The following is an 18,649-nucleotide window of genomic DNA, read 5'->3' on the forward strand; positions in this document are numbered from 1 at the left end:
TAATTGTAAAATAAAAGAACACCCAAAAGGGTGTTCCGATATCGAGATATTCACCAATACTATTTGACGAAGACCCGATAAAACTTGTAACCAGCCACAAAGGCTTACAGCTAACAAAAAAATAAACGGTATGATTCAAAAATTGAATCATACCGTTTATTTTATCTTTAACCTCCAGCCATTAGCTGTAGCTGGTCGCACTCTATTTTTCTACATTAGTTCCTTCAAAATCATCAATCATAATTTGTTTCAAATCGGCAATCAACGGTTCCTTTGGATTAGCAGTAGTACATTGATCTTCATAAGCTAGTTCGGCCATGTTATCAACTGCCTTGTTAAAGTCAGCTTTCTTAACACCATTGCCTTTTAAACTAAGGTTAACCCCAACCGAATGAGCTAACTCGATGAACTTTTGTACTAATCCTTCAATTAACTCTTCATCAGTTGATCCTTGCACACCCACGTAACGAGCCAAGTCTGCATAGTCTTTGTTGGCACGGAAGTACTCATACTTAGGCCAAGCTTGTAACTTACGCGGTTCTTTAGCGTTATAGCGAACAACGTGTGGGTACGTAATTGCAATACATAGTCCGTGATCTAACCCAAATTCACCACCTAATTTATGAGCAATTGAATGGTTAATTCCAAGGAATGCATTACCAAATGCCATCCCCGCCAGTGTGGAAGCATTATGCATTTCTTCACGGGCATGGGCGTCCCCGTTGTATGAAGCAGTCAAGTTGTCAAAAACTAACTTAGCAGCTTGCAACGACCATGGACGAGTGTAGTCTGAAGCCAATGCTGACACGAATGATTCTGTTGCATGAGTTAAAACATCCAATCCTGAATTAGCGATTGTCCGCTTAGGTACCGTTTCGATAAACTGAGAATCAACAATCGCAACATCGGGCGTCAATGCATAATCAGCTAATGGGTACTTAACATGAGTCTTGCTATCTGTAATGACAGCAAATGGTGTCACTTCTGATCCAGTTCCAGAAGTAGTTGGGATGGCTACAAACTTAGCCTTGTTGGCTGTGCCAAATTTGTAAGTTCGTTTCCGAATATCCAAGAATTTTTGCTTAGCACCGAAGAAACTAGCTTCTGGATGCTCGTAAAATAACCACATATTCTTGGCAGCATCAAGTGGTGATCCACCACCCAAAGCAATAATTGTATCTGGTTCAAATTCACGAATCTGCTGAACTCCACGTTCAACCGTATCAGTCGATGGATCTGGCTCGATATCTGAGAAGATTTCATATTGAATCTGATTACCATTTGGACGACGTTTCAATTCGTTAACCACAATGTCAGCATAACCGTACTTAACCATGCTTGGTCCAGTTATTAGCATTACTTTCTTAACATCTGGCATATCCTCTAAGTAACGAACAGAAGTCTTTTCAAAGTAAACTCGAGGTAATTTTACCCACTGCATATTATTTCGCCGCTTTGCAATAGTTTTAACGTTCAGTAAATCAAATGAAGAAACGTTATGAGAAATGGAGTTTTTACCCCATGAACCAGTTCCTAATGTTAATGAAGGAATCATTTCATTGTACATGTTACCAATACCACCCAATGCAGATGGTGTATTAACAATTACCCGGCTAGCCTTCATCTTCAAACCAAATTTCAAGATTAAGTCATCATCCTCTGATTGGATAACAGCGGTGTGACCCAAGCCACCAAAATGGAGTAGATCATCACAAGTTTGGAATGCTTCTTCTTGCGTTTTAGCATGATACATTGACAAAACGGGTGCTAACTTTTCACGAGAAAGTGGTTGTTGTGGGCCAACGCCGGTAATTTCTGCAATTAAAATTTTAGTGTCTTCAGGAACCTTAATTCCTGCTAATGCAGCAATTTTGACGGCTGACATACCAGGAATTGGGCCTTTTACACCACCGCGTTTTTCATCAAACATTGCATCGGCTAACGCTTTTTGATCCTTCTTAGCAACAAAGTAAGCATTGTGAGCTTTAAACTCGGCTTTAACTTCATCGTAGATTGAATCATCAACGACAGCACTGTTTTCAGATGCGCATACCATTCCGTTATCAAATGTTTTTGAAAGTAAAATATCATTAACAGCTCGCTTAATTCGAGCGGTTTTTTCAATATACACAGGACCATTACCAGGACCAACACCTAACGCTGGTTTCCCAGTTGAATAAGCGGCCTTAACCATTCCTGGACCACCAGTAGCCAATACACTGGCAACTCCGTCGTTATTAATCAATGAAGTCGTTGCTTCTATGCTGGGTTGTTCTACCCATTGAATAATGTTTTCTGGTGCCCCTGCCTTAACAGCAGCATCTAGCAAGATCTTAGCTGCCGCTGCACTTGAACTTTGTGCTTGGGGATGAAATGCAAAAATGATTGGATTTCTAGTCTTGACAGCAATTAATGATTTAAAGATTGTTGTTGAGGTTGGATTAGTTACCGGTGTAATTCCAGCAATCACTCCTAGCGGTTCTGCAACAGTAATTAATTGACGTTCCTTATCATCTTTAATCACGCCGACCGTTTTGTCGTGAGCAATTGAATGCCAAATATATTCTGAAGCGTAAATATTTTTAACGGCTTTATCTTCGATCACACCGCGACCAGTTTCTTCATAAGCCAATTTAGCTAATAACATATGTTTATCTAGTGCAGCCATAGCCATTTGGTGCACAATGTGATCAATTGTCTCTTGATCATAATCGTCTAATTTATTCAATGCCACATGGCCAGCAGCCACTAACTTTTCAATAGTTTCATCTACATTAACTTCTTTTGTTTTGGGTTCTTTAAGCATTCCTCTTACCTCCACGTCCGATAATTTAATTGTTAACTAATTCACAATCATTATTATATATCAATATCTTTTTTTGTAAAGGCCTTTGTTTAAATAAAATTATCAGCAGCGAGAACACTTTAAAATCAGCGTATTTATTTCACAAACTAGTTTTCTAGATAAATATAGAATTGTTCAAATATCTTGTGAACTTTTTAACTAAATGTAATCGCTTTCATAATTTAACATTTTTTTGCTGACATTAACTATTTTTATGTCTAATTTCTTAAGATTAATTTTGAAAGCGCTTTCTATTTGATTTGTAAATACACCAACGTTCACACATTCAATTTTTGAGAAAATTTTTTTCACGTTCTATCTTAATTGACTAAACGCGCTCGCAGCCGCAAAAGTCTCCGTGTAACATTAAAAATGCTAATACATGGCAAATCACCATGTATTAGCATTTTTAATGTTACACTACGACTTTTAAACGCGACTGCTCACGCTCTTATTGTTTTACACTCTTAATACTCTGTGGCTTACCTGATTTTTCCATTATTCGTAGTAATTCTTCCGCCTTTAGCTTTGTTACAACGCTTTCTACTGCCACTTCCATTAAATTTTCATTGATTGATTTAGCCTTAATATCTACTACCGGCTTTCTTTGTAGGCGAGCTACTAACAAGTCTACAAAGTGATCGTAAGCTTGTTTTGGATATTTACGTAACGTTACCTGGTCCATTCCGGATCGAATAACATCAATTGGGAAAGTTGCTTTTAGCAAGCTAATCACTAAAATATCTGCAACATGCATAACCTGGTATTTCTTTTTGATTGGCGCCAAAATTGCCTTATGTTTAACATAATTATTGATCATTGCCGGTGTCACCAAATCAAGTCCTAAGGAACCAATAAGATTATTAACATACGCTACTACTTGGTCCATGTACAAATCAAAATTTGGTAGCTCATCCCACCTAGGTAAATTAACCTTTGCTAATGAATCTTCCCACCGTTGATATTCCGCCATTGCATCCATCTTATTCACCCCGTTTATTTAACTTCATGATAACGCATTCATCTAGTTTTGTAAACTAGATCATCTCTGACCATTACTTAGGTAACTTAGCCACATACTCTTCTAGTGTTAAATTATGTTCATGCATATATTTAGCATTTGTTTTGCCAACATACCGAAAATGCCAGGACTCATAATCAATATACGTCGTGCTCGTACCATTTTTAGGATAACGCAAAATCCATCCGTACTTCCATGAATTTTGTTTAAGCCACTTTCCTTGGTTAGTTTTGGCAAATGCCTGAGTCACATCACTACCCGCTGCATTCTCACTTGGCGTCACAAAATCCATCGCCAATCCTGTTTGATGTTCGCTTGACCCTGCTGGATTAACCGTTTTTAAAGTTTCTTTTTTAGCAGCCGTGGCAGTCATCCCCTTAGCTTCGTATTCAGCAATATTTCGATTAACCACACTCACTTGATGTTCGTATGACCGGTAACCCGAACCACCAACCAAAGGCACTCCCGCTTTTGTGGCTGCATTCCTCAGTTCGTTATAACTAGTTACCACCCGCGAATCAAGTTGTTGACCATTATCAACAGTGCTCAAAGTAGGCTTAAAATTCGAATTCACTGTATGTTTTACGTTAACAACCTTCAAATTCCAATCACTTTGCCGCGCAGATTGTGGTACTTGGGCCGCCGTCTTTTTGCTTACTTTATTATTTCTAGTACTGCACCCCGCCAGCGCTAGCAACACAGTGCCAATCACTAACACACGTACCATCTTTTTACAATTCACAACTAATCCGTCCTTTTTCTCTTACTATACTCAGTCTATCACGGTTAATTGTCACTAAGGTGTAATTTGCATGAATTTTTTATTTCTTAACAATATGATATAAACACCATACCATGTCTGGATGATAGGTTTGTAAAATCTGATAATCTGATTGTGCAGTTAATGAATCTTGGCTAACAATACTGAATCGATATTGATCTCGAACAAATTTTTCATATGCACTCGCCTTACTGCCAGCATAATGAATCGGAAGCGTCAGACTCTTTTTATCCAAATAACTATTCAGCAAGTTAGTCGTTGCCGGATGAATAATCGCTTTGTCTTGTTTAAAGGATTGGTTCTCAATCAGACACATCGTTTTTAATGGATGGTGATAAACACTTTCTAACGTTAGCTGATCCCAATATTGATAGCTCAATTCGCGCCAACCAAAGTTACTTTGTTTACTTTGATATGCTGCTGGAACTAAAAAGTAATCACCACAATATTGATTCAAATTTGCAATGATCTCGTCAAAGCTGTCATGCAAAACAAGCTGGTGTTTATCGTCTTCTGGAATATGGGCCGCTGCAGCAACGCTATCGGTACTTTCCGGACCCAGAGTATGAATTATACGCATCTAAAGCACTCCCTTATAAGCTCTTTTAATCAAATAAAAAACCGTTAGTTCTAAGCAAACTTGCTTAAATCTAACGGAGTTAATTTCATTTTGAGCTCCAGTAGATTCCCACATCTACCGGAAAAGTTTCCTCAGACATGGACGCAAGTCAACAGGCGTCCAAATCTTAAGCGACTTGGACGCTATCTAAAGAAACTAAAATTAAACTGAGTGGACTGATTATTCATTAGGAAAACCTCTCTCATCTAATTGTAATAATTAAACCAGCTTTGAGTGGACTTGTCAAACTCGAATTTTCAGGATAACTGGTGTAAACTAGATTAGAAAATAATGAGAAGAGGCTATTATCTTTGGAACAACAACAAAAAATAAAATTGCTACAATCATTGGTTCAAATTAATTCTGCCAATGGCAACGAACAGCAGATGGCTGAATTTATTGCAGCTACTTTCGCCCAGTACAACATTCAAGCTAAAATAATCCCATATGCAGAGCATCGTGCCAGTATCATTGCTGAAATTGGACCTACAGATAGTCCATTTGTTTTAGCATTAGCTGGACATCTGGATACTGTTGCAGTTGGTAATCCGAATAATTGGCATCACGATCCCTTTAGTGGCTCCGTTATTGGCGACTCAGTTTATGGTCGCGGTTCAGCCGATATGAAATCTGGTCTGGCCGCAATGATGATTGCTATGATTGAACTAAAACAAGCAAACGTGGACTTGTCTGGTCGAATTCGCTTCATTGGTACCGTTGGTGAGGAATTAGGTGCCATGGGAGCTCGTGAACTTACCAAGAGCGGTTACGTTCATGATGTTAGTGCAATGATTCTTGGTGAACCAACCAGTGGTAATATCATTTATGCCCATAGTGGGTCAATTGACTATACTGTTAATTCATACGGTACCGGTGCTCATAGTTCAATGCCCGAGCGCGGTAACAACGCTATTACCAACTTAGTCAACTTTATTAATGACGAAAAAAATGCTTTCGATGATGCACCTGTGAGTCCCGTACTAGGCCCATTAGTACACAGTGTCACTGTAATTAATGGTGGTCAACAGGTTAACAGCATTCCTGAATTCGCTAGTTTGCAGGGTAATATTCGGCCGATTCCTGAATTCAATGCGAACCAATCCGTACAACGATTGCAAGCCGTGATTGATCGCTTAAACACACAGCCGCAAAATAATTTGGAATTAGACGTCAATTTCAGTTTTGATCCAGTTGTCAATGACCCCAATGTTGGTTTTATCACTGTAATCAAACAAGCTCGCCAGCAAGCCTTCGGTGCAGCTCCTGAGTTAGACATTATTCATGGTGCAACTGACGCTTCAGAGTATGTTAAGGACCCACATAATTTTCCAAAGATTGTGTTAGGGGCTGGTGAGTGGAATGATGCTCATAGTATTGATGAAACCGTTAAAATTGATAACTTTTTGAAAGTTAGTGAAACATACCGACACGTTGCCTTATTGACCTGTGGTAAATAAATAGTTTGGAATACGTAGTAATACTGTTTAATTGCTTAAACTTGTTTATTAAGATAGATGTTTGAGGCTAAATCAAAATAACCAATTAATAAATCAAAGGACGATTTATTAATTGGTTATTTTTGCCTAAACCACGAAACCTATTTGTCTCAATTCACACCCTTGTTTGTCCCTCTCCATAAATAATATACTTTGATGATGTCAGTTCATTTAATCCCATTGGTCCTCTAGCATGGAGTTTTTGGGTGCTGATGCCGATTTCTGCTCCAAAACCAAACTTATATCCATCCGTAAATCGCGTAGATGCATTTACATAAACACATGCTGCATCAATTTGTTGCAAAAAGCGCTGACTATTCTCATAGTTATCAGTAATAATTGCTTCTGAATGTTTTGTATTGTAATGATTGATGTGTTTAATTGCTTCATCAACCGAATCAACTACTTTAATAGCCATAATATAATAGTTATACTCACGGCCCCAATCATCTTCTGTAGCTGCTTCAATAGTAGGAAGGATTGCTTTTGCCCGTTCATCCCCACGTAATTCCACGTTAAAGGCTGCCAAAGCTTTAGCAATCACTGGCAAATACTGGGTCGCAACTGATGAATGAATAACCAACTTTTCAGCTGCATTACAAACCGATGGTCGTTGTGTTTTAGCATTTACAACAATATCTGTAGCCATTTTTAGTTGCGCAAACTCATCAACATAAATATGGCAGTTGCCGGCACCAGTTTCAATTACTGGAACTTTTGCATGCTGAACTACCGTCTGAATTAATCGGGCACTTCCGCGTGGAATTAAAACATCCAGATACTCGGTTAGCTCCATTAGCTTTTGTGCCGTTTCGTGTGAAGTATCATGCAAAATTTGCACGGCGTGCTCATTCAATTGGTTATTTATTAAAACAGTCTGAAGACACTTTACTAAATAAGCATTGGTCTGTAGGGCCTCATTGCCACCTCGCAATACGACTGCGTTACCACTTTTAAACGTTAACGCAAATGCATCAACAGTCACATTTGGACGAGCTTCGTAGATTATGCCAATTACACCTAAAGGCACTCGTTGTTTACCTACGAGGAGTTCATCTTCTGTCCGCCACATTTTATCAACATTTCCAATCGGATCGGGTAGTGTTGCAACTTGTTCTAGCCCTTGGGCCATCTGTTCAATTCTTGATTCGTCAAGAGTTAAACGATCCACAAAGTTATCAGGTAACTGGGTTGCTTGAGCAAGATCAGATTTATTGACTGCCACAATTTCAGCACTTTGTTGACGTAGCTGCTCAGCCATCTGCCGTAGGACATCGTTTTTGGTGTTTGTTTTCAACTGCGATAATTGCTGTTCTGCTTGTTGTGCAAGCTGCCCCATTTCTATCAAATCATCCATGTCGTTTCAACCCTTTCATATGTGCGCCAGACGTAAAAAGCGTTCCGATTGATTGCCCTGCTAAAATATCAAAAATGATCTTAGGGTCCTCACCGTTGGCCAACACCATTTGACCGCCAGCATTAATCATTTTTTCAGCAGCTTTCAATTTGGTGACCATCCCGCCGGTACCAAACCTAGTCCCACTACCACCAGCATCTGAAAAAAGTTCATCCGTCACACTAGTAACTAATGGAACCGGTACCGCCTGCGTGTTAGTCCGTGGATCAGCACTGTATAAACAGTCAATATCAGATAAAATTATTAATAGATCAGCTTGTAGTGATGTTGCCACTAATGCAGATAATTGATCATTATCACCAAATGTAGTGCGATGATCCAACTCATCTATGGCAACCGTATCATTTTCATTAACTACCGGAATCGTATTCATAGCAACTAACTTTTCAAACGTATTAAGTACATTTTGCTTACTAACTGGATAATCCATCACATCATGTGTTAATAATACTTGGCCAATTTGTTGCCCATAGCTGGCAAAGCGCTGATTAAAGATTGCCATTAATTCATTTTGCCCAATTGCTGCAATGGCCTGTTGTGATGCAATATCAGCCGGACGTTGTTTTAACTGTAGTTGATTTAGTCCCACTCCAATTGCCCCAGAGGAAACCAATATAACTTGCCGACCACGCTTACGGATCGCGCTCAACACGAACGCTAACTCGTCCATTGTCTTTAAATTCAACTGTCCGTCAGGATAAATGAGACTACTGGTTCCAATCTTGACTACGATTCGTTTCGGATCAATTAATTGCGGTCGTTGCTTCATTTCTTCACCTACATCTAAATTGTTTTCCCTATTCTAATCAATTTCTAACATTTAAACAACTATTAGTTATCCGCAATCCCGATTGATTGATTTAAATATTGATCTGTTAGTACCGCTTTAGCAACCAACAGTGCCAATTGACGCTCGCCAATTTGAGTTCCCAATATCGGTTGACCTTCGTTGCTGATAACACTCGTAGTTGGCTCAACTATGGTCTTGGCTGCTCGAATAACTGTATACGGCAGTTCCAGCTCATCAATCATTTTAACTGCATACTGATATGCCAAAATAGTATCACTATACTGAGAGCCAAACCGTTGCTCGAGTTGCGTGGGTTCAACTTCATCGTTGATTCCTGCAACTGCAAGCATTACAATTTTTTGTGGATTTATCTTGCGCTGATCAATTGCATCAACTAGTTCAAAAACATCATTGTCCACACTTGCTGCATTTGGTAGCCAAATAAGATCTGTTGCCGTGGGATTATTAAACTGTTGCCCAGTTACCACGCTCGCCCCAGCCACAGTAGTTTGAATTTTGATTAGACTCCAAAGTTCATCTTTTTTGTTAGTTACTATCAGTATTTTCAACTACCGTCCCTCCCTTAATCAAAATATGTAATTATTTTTAAAGATTAGTGCTAAACTGCCGGTGTAAAAGAGGTTTATTCAAACATATCATTGTCTTGATATTTTCTACCACTGGGAGGTATTTTATTAATATGAAACATTCAGACGTTACAATTGGACAAACAGCTCTCGAACATAGCGTTAAAATGTTAGATACTGCCTATGCGTATGATAAAGGACGGTCTGAGGAACTAATCGGCGAAGTTATCAGCACCTCCGATCGCCACCAAATCATTTTAGCATCCAAAGCCGCCCATGTGTTCGCAGCAGACGGTTCTCAAGTTATGGAAAATAATCCTAAATTTCTAACTAACGCTATTGAAGAAAGTTTAAAACGATTCAAAACAGATTATTTGGATATCTTTTATATTCATTTTCCAGACAACCATACACCTAAATACGAAGCAGTTGGGGCACTACAATGATTAAAAGAAGCCGGTAAAATTAGAGCAATTGGCATTTCTAATTTTTCATTTAACCAAGTTAAAGAGGCTAACCAAGATGGTTATGTGGATATCGTTGAAGATCAATGTAGTTTGCTGCATCGTGCTAATGCACAGGTGCTTATGCCATATCTGCATGAACACTAAATCTCATTTGTGCCTTATTTTCCACTAGCCTCTGGTTTATTGACCGGTAAATACAAAACTAATTCGACTTTTACATCAGATGACATTCGTACCTTAAATCTCGACTTTCAAGGTCAACGATTTCAATCGATCGTTACTGATATTAACCGGCTAGACCCAATTACTAAGGTCCATAATGCCACCATCGCTCAAGTCGTACTTGCATGGTATCTACAAAATCCACTAGTTTCAGTTGTTATTCCTGGTGCCAAACGGCCACAACAAGCGGTTGACAATGTTATAGCGCTGATAATGAATATCAAAAAATTGATCAAATTTTTAATGATTTGAAATAATTTTAAATTATTAGAAACAGGGTAAAACTGTGGTTTTGACTTGTTTCATTACTGTTTAACGAACATTATTGCTAAAACATAATAAAAAGACAGATTATCCTACTTATTTGAATGCTCTAATAAATCATTAACTCATCTTCAATTGTCGCATCTGCAATTCGAACATCCGTAATTCCCGTTTGTTCTAACAGTGGCAATAAAGCTTGAATTGTTCCGGAAAAGACTATCTTTGTTTCACGCGGTGCCTCCTGAATAACAGTTGCTCCAATTTTTTGAGCTAGTTCGATTGGAAAGCCCGTTCCAGTAATCGTTACTGTTGAATCAATGCTGTCATGTGTTACCAATTCTCTTTGATTTGTAATTCTACCATTTTTCACGTATACAATACTGTCAGCGTACTGCTGCATTTCTTCAAAACTATCACTGATAAAAATAACTGTTGCGTTGGTTTTTTTCACATAATCGTGTAGTAACTGCCAAGTTTGTGTGGCCTGTTTATCATTCATAGATTTGGTAGGCTGATCGAGCAATATCAATGGTAATTTTTGTACGGTAAAAAGAATAATTTCTAGTTGTTGTTTTTCTCCATCGCTTAAATCGGCTAGCTTACTGTTTAGGTCAATATGACATTGTTTTACTATTTTTTCAGCGTAGTCTAACTTTAAGGCTCGCTCATTTTTTTTGATTATTGTCGTTAGCAGTTGTTGCACGTCACCGTGTTTAGTTAGTTTTATTTCTTCATTTTTATATCCAATTTGGGGAACGATTTTTTTTCGATCTTTGTATGCATCTAATCCATCCAGACTAATTGTTTTACGAGCTTCCTTTTCTTTACCCAAAAGTAATTGAAAAAATACGTTAATTGATTCAGGTTTATTCGTACAAAATGCACTAATTGTTGCTGGATTAAAATCAATGGTCCAATCATTTAACACCAATTTTTTCTGAACTTCTTTGCTCAGTGATTTAATCTTAATAACTGTCAATAGTCTCACTCCGTCTCTATTAATTCATGTCAATATTAAGTCAATTGTACATGCACGTAGTAATTATACAAGTGAAATTGCGGATTAGGAACTTTTCTTGTTATTAATCGATAACTACTCTAGTTGAAATGTGTTCATCCTTGCTTGCCTTTTAAGCAAAATTAAAGCCAAGTAAGTAATCGGATTGTGATTACTTACTTGGCTTTTTGAATTAAGTCTACGACATCTAAACGTCCTTGTTTGCGCTCTTTTTAAACAATCTCCAAATGAAGGTCATCTTGTTCTGCCCAGTGGAATACTCGCATTAATCTGTATCCGGCGACTGAGATGATTGCTGGTAACAACACACCACAGAAGAGATAAATCCAAAATGAATGCATATTAGTTGATGCCAAGTTAATTGGGGCAATCAGTGATGTTAAACCCAGTCCACCGATCGTGTACGGCACGCTAAAATGGAAGAATAATGTTCCTACCGCAGCACTGACCATCGCAGCGACAAATGTCGGTAAGCACAGGCGCGGATTTTTCAAAAGATTGGGGAACTGAACTTTTGGTGTAATAAAACCCTGTGCGATATTAGCACCAACGTTATTTTCTTGAAACGACATTACTAAGAAACCAACGAATTGAGCAGTGGTTCCAATTAAAGTGGCACCTGAGGAAATTGGATCTAGTGCAATCGCAATTGCTAACGCAGCTGAAGAAGCGGGCGTCATCAAAAAGATTGCAAAAGCTAATGATAAAGCCATTGATCCAATTAATGGGCTAACTGTCATTGCACCTGAAACCCACTTACTCAAAGCATTCAAAGCAGGTGTTGTGACAGCTCCAGCTCCTAAACCAAACATCGTACCCACAAATGTCGATGCTAATGGTACTAACATCATATCAAGTGGTGTTTTACCAGTTAAGTATTTACCAACCATTACGGCAATGATAGCAGCAAGTACGGCACTAATAGGTTGCCCACTAGCAAAGATCATACTCGAAGCAGCCTCATGCATCTGCCAGCCGGTTGCGGTCGCCCCATTAACTGCTGATGATGTAAAGTAAACCGCGTTGGCACCAACCGTGGCTGAAATCATAGAACTAAACATAACTAACGTATTAACTTTCAATTGTGAAGCCACAGCTGCTCCAAATCCCGCTGGTAAAAGGACTTGTGCAATCGCTCCGATTTGATATAGCTGATTCCAGTGAACAATGTTTGCTACTGATTGGAATAATAGCCCGACACCTAACATAACTAAAATAGCATTTGAAACTGCAGCCGAAACATTGTAAACATAATCCTTAACAGACATTTTGCCGTCTGCCACTTGTGTATTTTGCATATATGTATCCCCCTTAAAATTGTTCCCGATGAAGCTATGTATTATTAAAATATGATGAGAACTTGATGATAATTTAATCATCTTTATCAATAACTGTCAATCACTTTTTGGTAAAAAATTGACTTAGCAAATAAAAAAGGGTTGAAAACAGTAATAAAACCCATTTCCAACCATATAATAAAATTACCTATTTATTTTCTCCTTGCACCTTATTAATAAAATAACCATGATGATTAATATCTTCTTTTAAGTCGGCAAGTGTAAATTGATGGTAAAACCGCCGGTAATCTTCATCCGCCAAAGTAAATAAATCCGTCAATGTTTCCTTTATATTGCCAGATATTTCAGTTGAATCTGCTTGGTCTAGTTCCTCGGTATCACCTGTAATAAAACGTGCGTAGCTGATCGTTGGTGGAATTGTTAAGTCATATAGCTCTCCTACATTGCAATCTTCTAACGACTTTATTAACCGGTAACCACCGTTTTTACCAACACTGCCCTCTACATAATTATTTTTATGTAATAAGGAAAGAATATTACGAATCATCACTGGATTCAGACTCAGTGATTGAGCAAGCTCCCGACTGGCAATTCTGCGATCACGATTTTGATCTAAGTATAATAAGCTATGAACTGCTACCGAAAAATCAAGGCGCATGGCGTTAACTCTCCTTCAATAATAATTTACTTTATCTTTAGTTATAACAATTAATGCGCTAAATTACCATTTTATTTTAAACCATTTGTTCAACTAAGCCACGTCTAAAAGCTAATTTACTTATCTTGATTAACCAAATAATCACTTCAAAGTAAATTTTTAAATTAGAATTTCCTTATTATTATAAAGTGTTGTTTGATTAAAGCTAATCATTGATATTATTTGCATTTATAAGCGATTTTAGGTACCATTATTTAAACTGTGGGAATTTATTTTCCACAATAAATGGTTTATTGACCCAAGAAATGAGGAATAGTTGTTGGATAGTGGTCAGATAATAATTAATCTTGTGATTATTTTAATCACTTTCTTGTTTGCCGCTTTTTTTGTGGCTGCAGAATTTGCCCTTGTGCAAACACGTTTAACTGCATTACAAGAGGCCCAAGAAGAACGTGAAAAACCGTCCGTTAAGTTAAACCGGGCAATCAAGATGGTTACTAATTTAAATGAGTATCTTTCTACTACTCAAGTTGGTGTGTCAGTCTGCGGGATTATTTTAGGTTGGATTGGAGAATCAACTATTGAAACACTGTTGCTTGATGTAGTCGATCTTTCCCATCTCCCCATCGGACAAGGTGGTTTGCATGTTATTGGTGCCATACTAGGTGTGTTAATTTTGACATACCTTGAAGTGGTATTTACTGAAATCGTTCCAAAAAATGTGGCCATTGATATGCCAATGAATGTCATGATGTTTGTGACTACCCCACTGCATATATTCCATATTGCCTTTTATCCATTTGTTTGGTTACTTAATGTTTCAGCAAATGGCGTCGTTAAGATGATTGGGCTGAAACCAGCTGACGAGGCTGATGAGGTATTATCACAGGGTGAAATTCTCAGTTTGTCACGTAACGCAGTTGCTGGTGGTGAGCTTGAGAAAAACGATCTATTATACATGCAACGAGCCTTTGATCTTAATGATAAAGTTGCTAAAGACATCATGATTGATCGGACTCAATTGGTAGTAATTGATATTAAGAGTTCCATTAAAGAAGCAATTAAAGTTTACCTTCAAGAAAAATATAGCCGTTTGCCAGTTGTCGCTGACAATGATAAAGATAAAATCCTCGGCTACGTCTATAATTATGATTTAATTCGTCAATCACATACTGATTCCGATATCTCATTAAGTAAAATCATTCGCCATATTTCAACCACCCCGGAGGCAACTCCAATTACTGCAGTGCTTCAACAAATGATCCACAAACGAACACCAATAGTGGTTGTTGTTGACGAATACGGTGGTACCAGTGGAATCATTACTGATAAAGATATCTATGAAGAATTGTTTGGCACGGTTCGTGATGAAATTGATGATGTCTCCGATGAAATCATCTTTAAACAAGATGATGGTTCATACAAAATTAGTGGTAAAACAACGACGTATGATTTCGAGCGTTATTTTCAAACCGAAATTAAGGAATTCGATCTCTCAGAAGTCGTTACAATTACAGGATACATCATTGATAACTACCCCAATATCCGGGTTGGTGATGTGATTACTATTCAAAACTTCAAATTTGAAGTACTAGATTTCGAAAATTCATACATCAATTGGTTTAAGGTAACAAAGCAAACCAACATTACCCCAGTAGATGATGATTTTACAGCTGAGACATTGAAATAAGATATGAAATTAAAAAGCAGCTGTAGCAAGGCTGCTTTTTTCTTCAATAAATTAATAAAAATGTATCCCTTTTTGCCAATCACAGGTAGAATAACTAAAGATGATAAACTCGCTAATATGGAGGAAGAGGAAATTATGGATCCAATTAATATGCTTTATATTTCAATTGAAGGCAACACCCGCTCTTTTATGGAGCGTTTTAGTGCCTATGCAAGCCAACAACACGCAATCGACAGTTCACAACCCGAAGTCGTTGCTCGCGAAGTTACCGAACAAACCGATTTTACAGACGAAAGAGAACCCTTTTTCGTTTCAGTGCCGACATACTTGGAGGGTGGCAATGGAATCGACTCCGGCGTTAAGGAACTTATGACCAATGTTTTAGGTGAATATATTCAGTATCATAACAACGCGCGACAATGTGTTGGTGTCATTGGAAGTGGCAACCGTAACTTTAATGAACAGTATTGCTTAACTGCTAAGCGATACGCCCAACGGTTCAACGCGCCATTTATTGCTGATTTTGAACTACGTGGTACTTCCAATGATATTGAACGGATTTACAAGATTTTATTAGATCAATCCAAAGCACAGTAATTTTAGAAAGAACTGATTTTTATGGATAATAACCAAACGCTCAAAAATTTATTAAACCACCGCAGCATTCGTAATTTTAAAAATCAACAATTAGACCAGGCAACTATTGATCAATTAATATCAGTTGCTTCGCATACTGCAACATCAATGTTTATGCAACAATTTAGCATTATCAGTGTGACTGACCCCGCCATTAAACATGCAATTACTGAAATTACGGGTCATTCACATGCAGAAAACAACGGTCACTTGTTTGTTTTTATTGCCGATCAATATCGTAATTATCTGATCGGAAAAGCTGCTGATCAATCAACGGACTTGTTAGGAGAAACAGATCGCCTATTTGCAGGTGTTTACGATGCTTCAATCGCATCTGAAGCCCTCACGGCAGCTGCTGAAAGCATGGGACTAGGTGCCGTTTACCTTGGTAGCATTCTAAACGAGCCTCAACAAATGATTGACCTGCTGAAGCTACCAAAATTAACATTTCCTGTCTTTGCTATTGCAGTTGGCTATCCTATGACCATTCCTGAACAAAAACCTCGATTGCCACTGGATACAAGCCACTTCGCAAATCAATATACACTCCCAGCTAACTATTCTGCCATTTTGGATGACTATGACTCTCAACTAACGGATTATTATCAACATAGGGGAACCAATACCCGAGTTGAAACCTTCCGTCATAATATTGAGCGACAAATTTCTAAATCACCAAAACATAGAAGGACCATATTTTCAGCTTTACAACATCAAGGCTTTTTATTGCATGAACATTAAAAAACGAGTAACTTGATTCAGTTCGAATCACGTTACTCGTTTTTTAAATCATAATTATTAATTTACTTTTTATCAACCGCATGGCCACCAAAACCATTACGAAGTGCAGCAACCACTTTACCAGTAAAGTTATCGTCTGCATCACGCATTGATTCATACCGCATCATCAATGATAGTGCAATTACTGGTGTTGGAACGGCCATGTCTAGTGATTCTTGCAGCGTCCATTGACCTTCACCAGATGAGTGCATCCGTCCAAGTAAGTTATCTAGTTTAGGATCATCAGCAAAAGCATCTTCTGCCAATTCCATTAACCAACTACGAACAACGGAACCGTGGTTCCACAGCTTAGCAACTGCTTCATTGTCATAGTTGTACTGGCTGTTTTCAAGGACATCAAAACCTTCACCAATAGCCTCCATCATACCGTATTCGATACCATTGTGAACCATTTTTAGGTAGTGACCAGAACCTGCAGCACCAGTGTATAAGAAACCATCTGGTTCTGAAATTAATTCGAAGATTGGCTTTAATAGCTGATCAAATGCAGCTGCGTCGTCGCCACCAATCATAAAGTTACCACCATTCAAGGCACCATTTTGGCCACCAGAAGTGCCACAATCAAAGAACTTCATCCCTGCTTCGGTAACCAACTCATTGTGCTTCAATGAACCCTTGTAAAATGAGTTACCACCATCAACAACGACATCATCTTTATCTAATAATGTTGTTAATTGAGTAATTGTTGCATCAGTTGGCTTGCCGGCTGGCAACATCAACCAAGCAATCCGTGGTTGATCTAATTTAGAAACTAGATCTTCTAAACTACTTGCTGGAACTGCACCAGCCTCTTGTGCTGCTTTAACATTATCAGTTGCCAAATCAAATCCGACAACCTCAATTCCGTTTCGCACCATATTTTTCGTTAGGTTAAGACCCATCTTACCAAGGCCAATCATTCCAACTCGCATGTAAAAGATCCCTCTTTCTTTGATTTTCATATTTATTTACGAGTTTCATTATATGCAAATAACTATCAAAAATCAACCTAAAAGAATGAAAAATATGCAAATGAATCTAACTTTGATATACTAAATACTGAATCAGCACTTTTACTGGGGGAATAACACATGGCTTTACAGTTAATTGAACGAATTTATTCTAAATATGATACCTTTGGTACTAGCAGTCGTAAAATCGCAGATTTTCTTTTACATAATTTAACTACCAGCAACCGACAATCAATTCAAGCACTTGCCGATCAAATAGATACTTCTGTTTCCACTATTTCACGATTTGCTAAACGACTAGGCTATGCGAGTTATCCTGAACTTCAGCTGGCTATCAAGCAACAGCTTCAGCAACCTGAAACTATTTCAGCAGATATCGATCGGACTGATCCTAACATTTTAGTTGCACAAAAAGTGTTCAGTTCAAATAGTTCTTCACTTAGCAAAACGTTAGATTTGTTAAGCGAGTCGAAATTAACAAAGGCCGTCTCTTTAATCCAACAATGTCAGCGTCTCAGTTTCTTTGGCTTAGGTGCCTCAGATGTCGTCGCACTGGATGCTTATCATAAATTTTTACGAACTCAAGTAAATGCAGTTTTTAATACCGATTATCATATGGCCCTCATGCAAGCTGCTAAGATGGATGAAAATGATTGTGCTATCGTTATTTCACACAGTGGACGTAATCTAGATACATTGAAAATGGCCCGTATTTTAAAAAGTAATCATGTGCCAATTATTGTCATCACAAGTTTTTCATCATCTGAACTAGCTAAACTAGGTGATACTACCTTTTATTCGGTTTCAGATGACTCCAAATACCGTTCTCAAGCTCTGTCGTCCCTTATCTCACAAATGAGTATCATTGATTGCCTATACATGTCAGTCATGCGTGATGAAGCTGCTACATCCAGTCCAAAGCTTGCTAAAATCAACAGCGTAATTAAGCAAACACGAGAGTAGTAATAAAACGCACTTGGATACCATGGTTCCAATAAAAAAGGTGATTAAGAAGGAACTGAAGTTATAATTTGATACAAACATATAAAAGCACGTTCGAAAAAAGTAAAATTTATTCGGAGGTGTTTT

16 protein-coding genes and 1 pseudogene are annotated in these 18,649 nt (G+C 38.0%); 6 read left to right on the forward strand and 11 right to left on the reverse strand.

The features are described 5' to 3' along the window. Nucleotides 1-202 precede the first annotated feature (202 nt). The 4 genes from adhE to FFM51_RS08095 all read right to left on the reverse strand — a co-directional run bounded on the left by adhE (nt 203) and on the right by FFM51_RS08095 (nt 5,227). Nucleotides 203-2,806 carry a bifunctional acetaldehyde-CoA/alcohol dehydrogenase gene (gene adhE, locus FFM51_RS08080; protein ID WP_137598125.1) on the reverse strand — a complete coding sequence of 868 codons (2,604 nt, stop codon included), beginning with the start codon at nt 2,804-2,806 and terminating at the stop codon, nt 203-205. 490 nt (nt 2,807-3,296) lie between these two features. Further along, on the reverse strand, nt 3,297-3,827 hold the full coding sequence (locus tag FFM51_RS08085) for a DUF1836 domain-containing protein (protein WP_137598126.1): 531 nt from the start codon (nt 3,825-3,827) through the stop codon (nt 3,297-3,299). A gap of 73 nt (nt 3,828-3,900) precedes the next feature. Beyond that, nucleotides 3,901-4,608, reverse strand: a complete 708-nt coding sequence (locus tag FFM51_RS08090; protein WP_137598127.1) for a M15 family metallopeptidase — start codon at nt 4,606-4,608, stop codon at nt 3,901-3,903. Between the two features lie 79 nt (nt 4,609-4,687). Then, a complete protein-coding gene (locus FFM51_RS08095; protein ID WP_137598128.1) occupies nt 4,688-5,227 on the reverse strand; it encodes a hypothetical protein in 540 nt (179 codons plus the stop codon). A gap of 350 nt (nt 5,228-5,577) precedes the next feature. On the opposite strand from FFM51_RS08095, the gene FFM51_RS08100 reads away from it, so the two are divergent. Next, nucleotides 5,578-6,723, forward strand: a complete 1,146-nt coding sequence (locus FFM51_RS08100) for an ArgE/DapE family deacylase (protein WP_137598129.1) — start codon at nt 5,578-5,580, stop codon at nt 6,721-6,723. 154 nt (nt 6,724-6,877) lie between these two features. On the opposite strand, the gene FFM51_RS08105 is transcribed toward FFM51_RS08100, so the two are convergent. The 3 genes from FFM51_RS08105 to FFM51_RS08115 form a co-directional block, all read right to left on the reverse strand. After that, nucleotides 6,878-8,119 (reverse strand): glutamate-5-semialdehyde dehydrogenase, encoded by a 1,242-nt coding sequence (locus FFM51_RS08105; RefSeq protein WP_137598130.1) that lies wholly within the window; start codon nt 8,117-8,119, stop codon nt 6,878-6,880. Beyond that, complete coding sequence (gene proB, locus FFM51_RS08110; RefSeq protein WP_137598131.1) at nt 8,112-8,948, reverse strand: glutamate 5-kinase; 837 nt, start codon at nt 8,946-8,948, stop codon at nt 8,112-8,114. Before proB ends, FFM51_RS08105 begins: the two co-directional genes overlap by 8 nt. A gap of 62 nt (nt 8,949-9,010) precedes the next feature. Further along, nucleotides 9,011-9,538: an NAD(P)H-binding protein gene (locus FFM51_RS08115; RefSeq protein ID WP_137598132.1), complete on the reverse strand. Its 528-nt coding sequence runs from the start codon at nt 9,536-9,538 to the stop codon at nt 9,011-9,013. Between the two features lie 185 nt (nt 9,539-9,723). On the opposite strand from FFM51_RS08115, the pseudogene FFM51_RS08120 reads away from it, so the two are divergent. Further along, a pseudogene (locus FFM51_RS08120) lies at nt 9,724-10,497 on the forward strand (aldo/keto reductase). 121 nt (nt 10,498-10,618) lie between these two features. Here the strand turns inward: FFM51_RS08120 and FFM51_RS08125 are convergent. From FFM51_RS08125 to FFM51_RS08135, 3 genes are all read right to left on the reverse strand, one after another. Beyond that, nucleotides 10,619-11,488: an ATP-binding cassette domain-containing protein gene (locus FFM51_RS08125; RefSeq protein WP_170999602.1), complete on the reverse strand. Its 870-nt coding sequence runs from the start codon at nt 11,486-11,488 to the stop codon at nt 10,619-10,621. Between the two features lie 251 nt (nt 11,489-11,739). Then, nucleotides 11,740-12,825 (reverse strand): PTS sugar transporter subunit IIC, encoded by a 1,086-nt coding sequence (locus FFM51_RS08130; protein WP_137598134.1) that lies wholly within the window; start codon nt 12,823-12,825, stop codon nt 11,740-11,742. Nucleotides 12,826-13,012: 187 nt separating this feature from the next. Continuing rightward, nucleotides 13,013-13,483: an RrF2 family transcriptional regulator gene (locus FFM51_RS08135; RefSeq protein ID WP_137598135.1), complete on the reverse strand. Its 471-nt coding sequence runs from the start codon at nt 13,481-13,483 to the stop codon at nt 13,013-13,015. Between the two features lie 319 nt (nt 13,484-13,802). On the opposite strand from FFM51_RS08135, the gene FFM51_RS08140 reads away from it, so the two are divergent. The 3 genes from FFM51_RS08140 to FFM51_RS08150 all read left to right on the forward strand — a co-directional run bounded on the left by FFM51_RS08140 (nt 13,803) and on the right by FFM51_RS08150 (nt 16,550). After that, nucleotides 13,803-15,173: a hemolysin family protein gene (locus FFM51_RS08140; RefSeq protein ID WP_137598136.1), complete on the forward strand. Its 1,371-nt coding sequence runs from the start codon at nt 13,803-13,805 to the stop codon at nt 15,171-15,173. Between the two features lie 135 nt (nt 15,174-15,308). After that, on the forward strand, nt 15,309-15,770 hold the full coding sequence (nrdI, locus tag FFM51_RS08145; RefSeq protein ID WP_137598137.1) for a class Ib ribonucleoside-diphosphate reductase assembly flavoprotein NrdI: 462 nt from the start codon (nt 15,309-15,311) through the stop codon (nt 15,768-15,770). A 21-nt stretch (nt 15,771-15,791) separates the two neighbouring features. Continuing rightward, a complete protein-coding gene (locus tag FFM51_RS08150) occupies nt 15,792-16,550 on the forward strand; it encodes an NADPH-dependent oxidoreductase (protein WP_137598138.1) in 759 nt (252 codons plus the stop codon). Between the two features lie 62 nt (nt 16,551-16,612). On the opposite strand, the gene gnd is transcribed toward FFM51_RS08150, so the two are convergent. Continuing rightward, entirely contained in the window at nt 16,613-17,521 is a 909-nt protein-coding gene (gene gnd, locus FFM51_RS08155; protein ID WP_137598139.1) for a phosphogluconate dehydrogenase (NAD(+)-dependent, decarboxylating), read from the reverse strand. A 159-nt stretch (nt 17,522-17,680) separates the two neighbouring features. Here gnd and FFM51_RS08160 point away from each other — a divergent pair, with 159 nt between their 5' ends. Continuing rightward, nucleotides 17,681-18,523: a MurR/RpiR family transcriptional regulator gene (locus tag FFM51_RS08160; RefSeq protein WP_137598140.1), complete on the forward strand. Its 843-nt coding sequence runs from the start codon at nt 17,681-17,683 to the stop codon at nt 18,521-18,523. Nucleotides 18,524-18,649: the final 126 nt, after the last annotated feature.

The sequence above is a fragment of the Paucilactobacillus kaifaensis genome, from assembly GCF_005405145.1.
In the GTDB taxonomy this organism is placed as follows: domain Bacteria; phylum Bacillota; class Bacilli; order Lactobacillales; family Lactobacillaceae; genus Paucilactobacillus; species Paucilactobacillus kaifaensis.

Coding starts and splice junctions, on each gene's coding strand:
- adhE (WP_137598125.1), bottom strand. CDS start 2,806: ATGCTTAAAGAACCCAAAACAAAAGAAGTTAATGTAGATGAAACTATT.
- FFM51_RS08105 (WP_137598130.1), bottom strand. CDS start 8,119: ATGGATGATTTGATAGAAATGGGGCAGCTTGCACAACAAGCAGAACAG.
- nrdI (WP_137598137.1), top strand. CDS start 15,309: ATGGATCCAATTAATATGCTTTATATTTCAATTGAAGGCAACACCCGC.
- FFM51_RS08150 (WP_137598138.1), top strand. CDS start 15,792: ATGGATAATAACCAAACGCTCAAAAATTTATTAAACCACCGCAGCATT.
- proB (WP_137598131.1), bottom strand. CDS start 8,948: ATGAAGCAACGACCGCAATTAATTGATCCGAAACGAATCGTAGTCAAG.
- FFM51_RS08085 (WP_137598126.1), bottom strand. CDS start 3,827: ATGGATGCAATGGCGGAATATCAACGGTGGGAAGATTCATTAGCAAAG.
- FFM51_RS08135 (WP_137598135.1), bottom strand. CDS start 13,483: ATGCGCCTTGATTTTTCGGTAGCAGTTCATAGCTTATTATACTTAGAT.
- FFM51_RS08095 (WP_137598128.1), bottom strand. CDS start 5,227: ATGCGTATAATTCATACTCTGGGTCCGGAAAGTACCGATAGCGTTGCT.
- FFM51_RS08160 (WP_137598140.1), top strand. CDS start 17,681: ATGGCTTTACAGTTAATTGAACGAATTTATTCTAAATATGATACCTTT.
- gnd (WP_137598139.1), bottom strand. CDS start 17,521: ATGCGAGTTGGAATGATTGGCCTTGGTAAGATGGGTCTTAACCTAACG.
- FFM51_RS08130 (WP_137598134.1), bottom strand. CDS start 12,825: ATGCAAAATACACAAGTGGCAGACGGCAAAATGTCTGTTAAGGATTAT.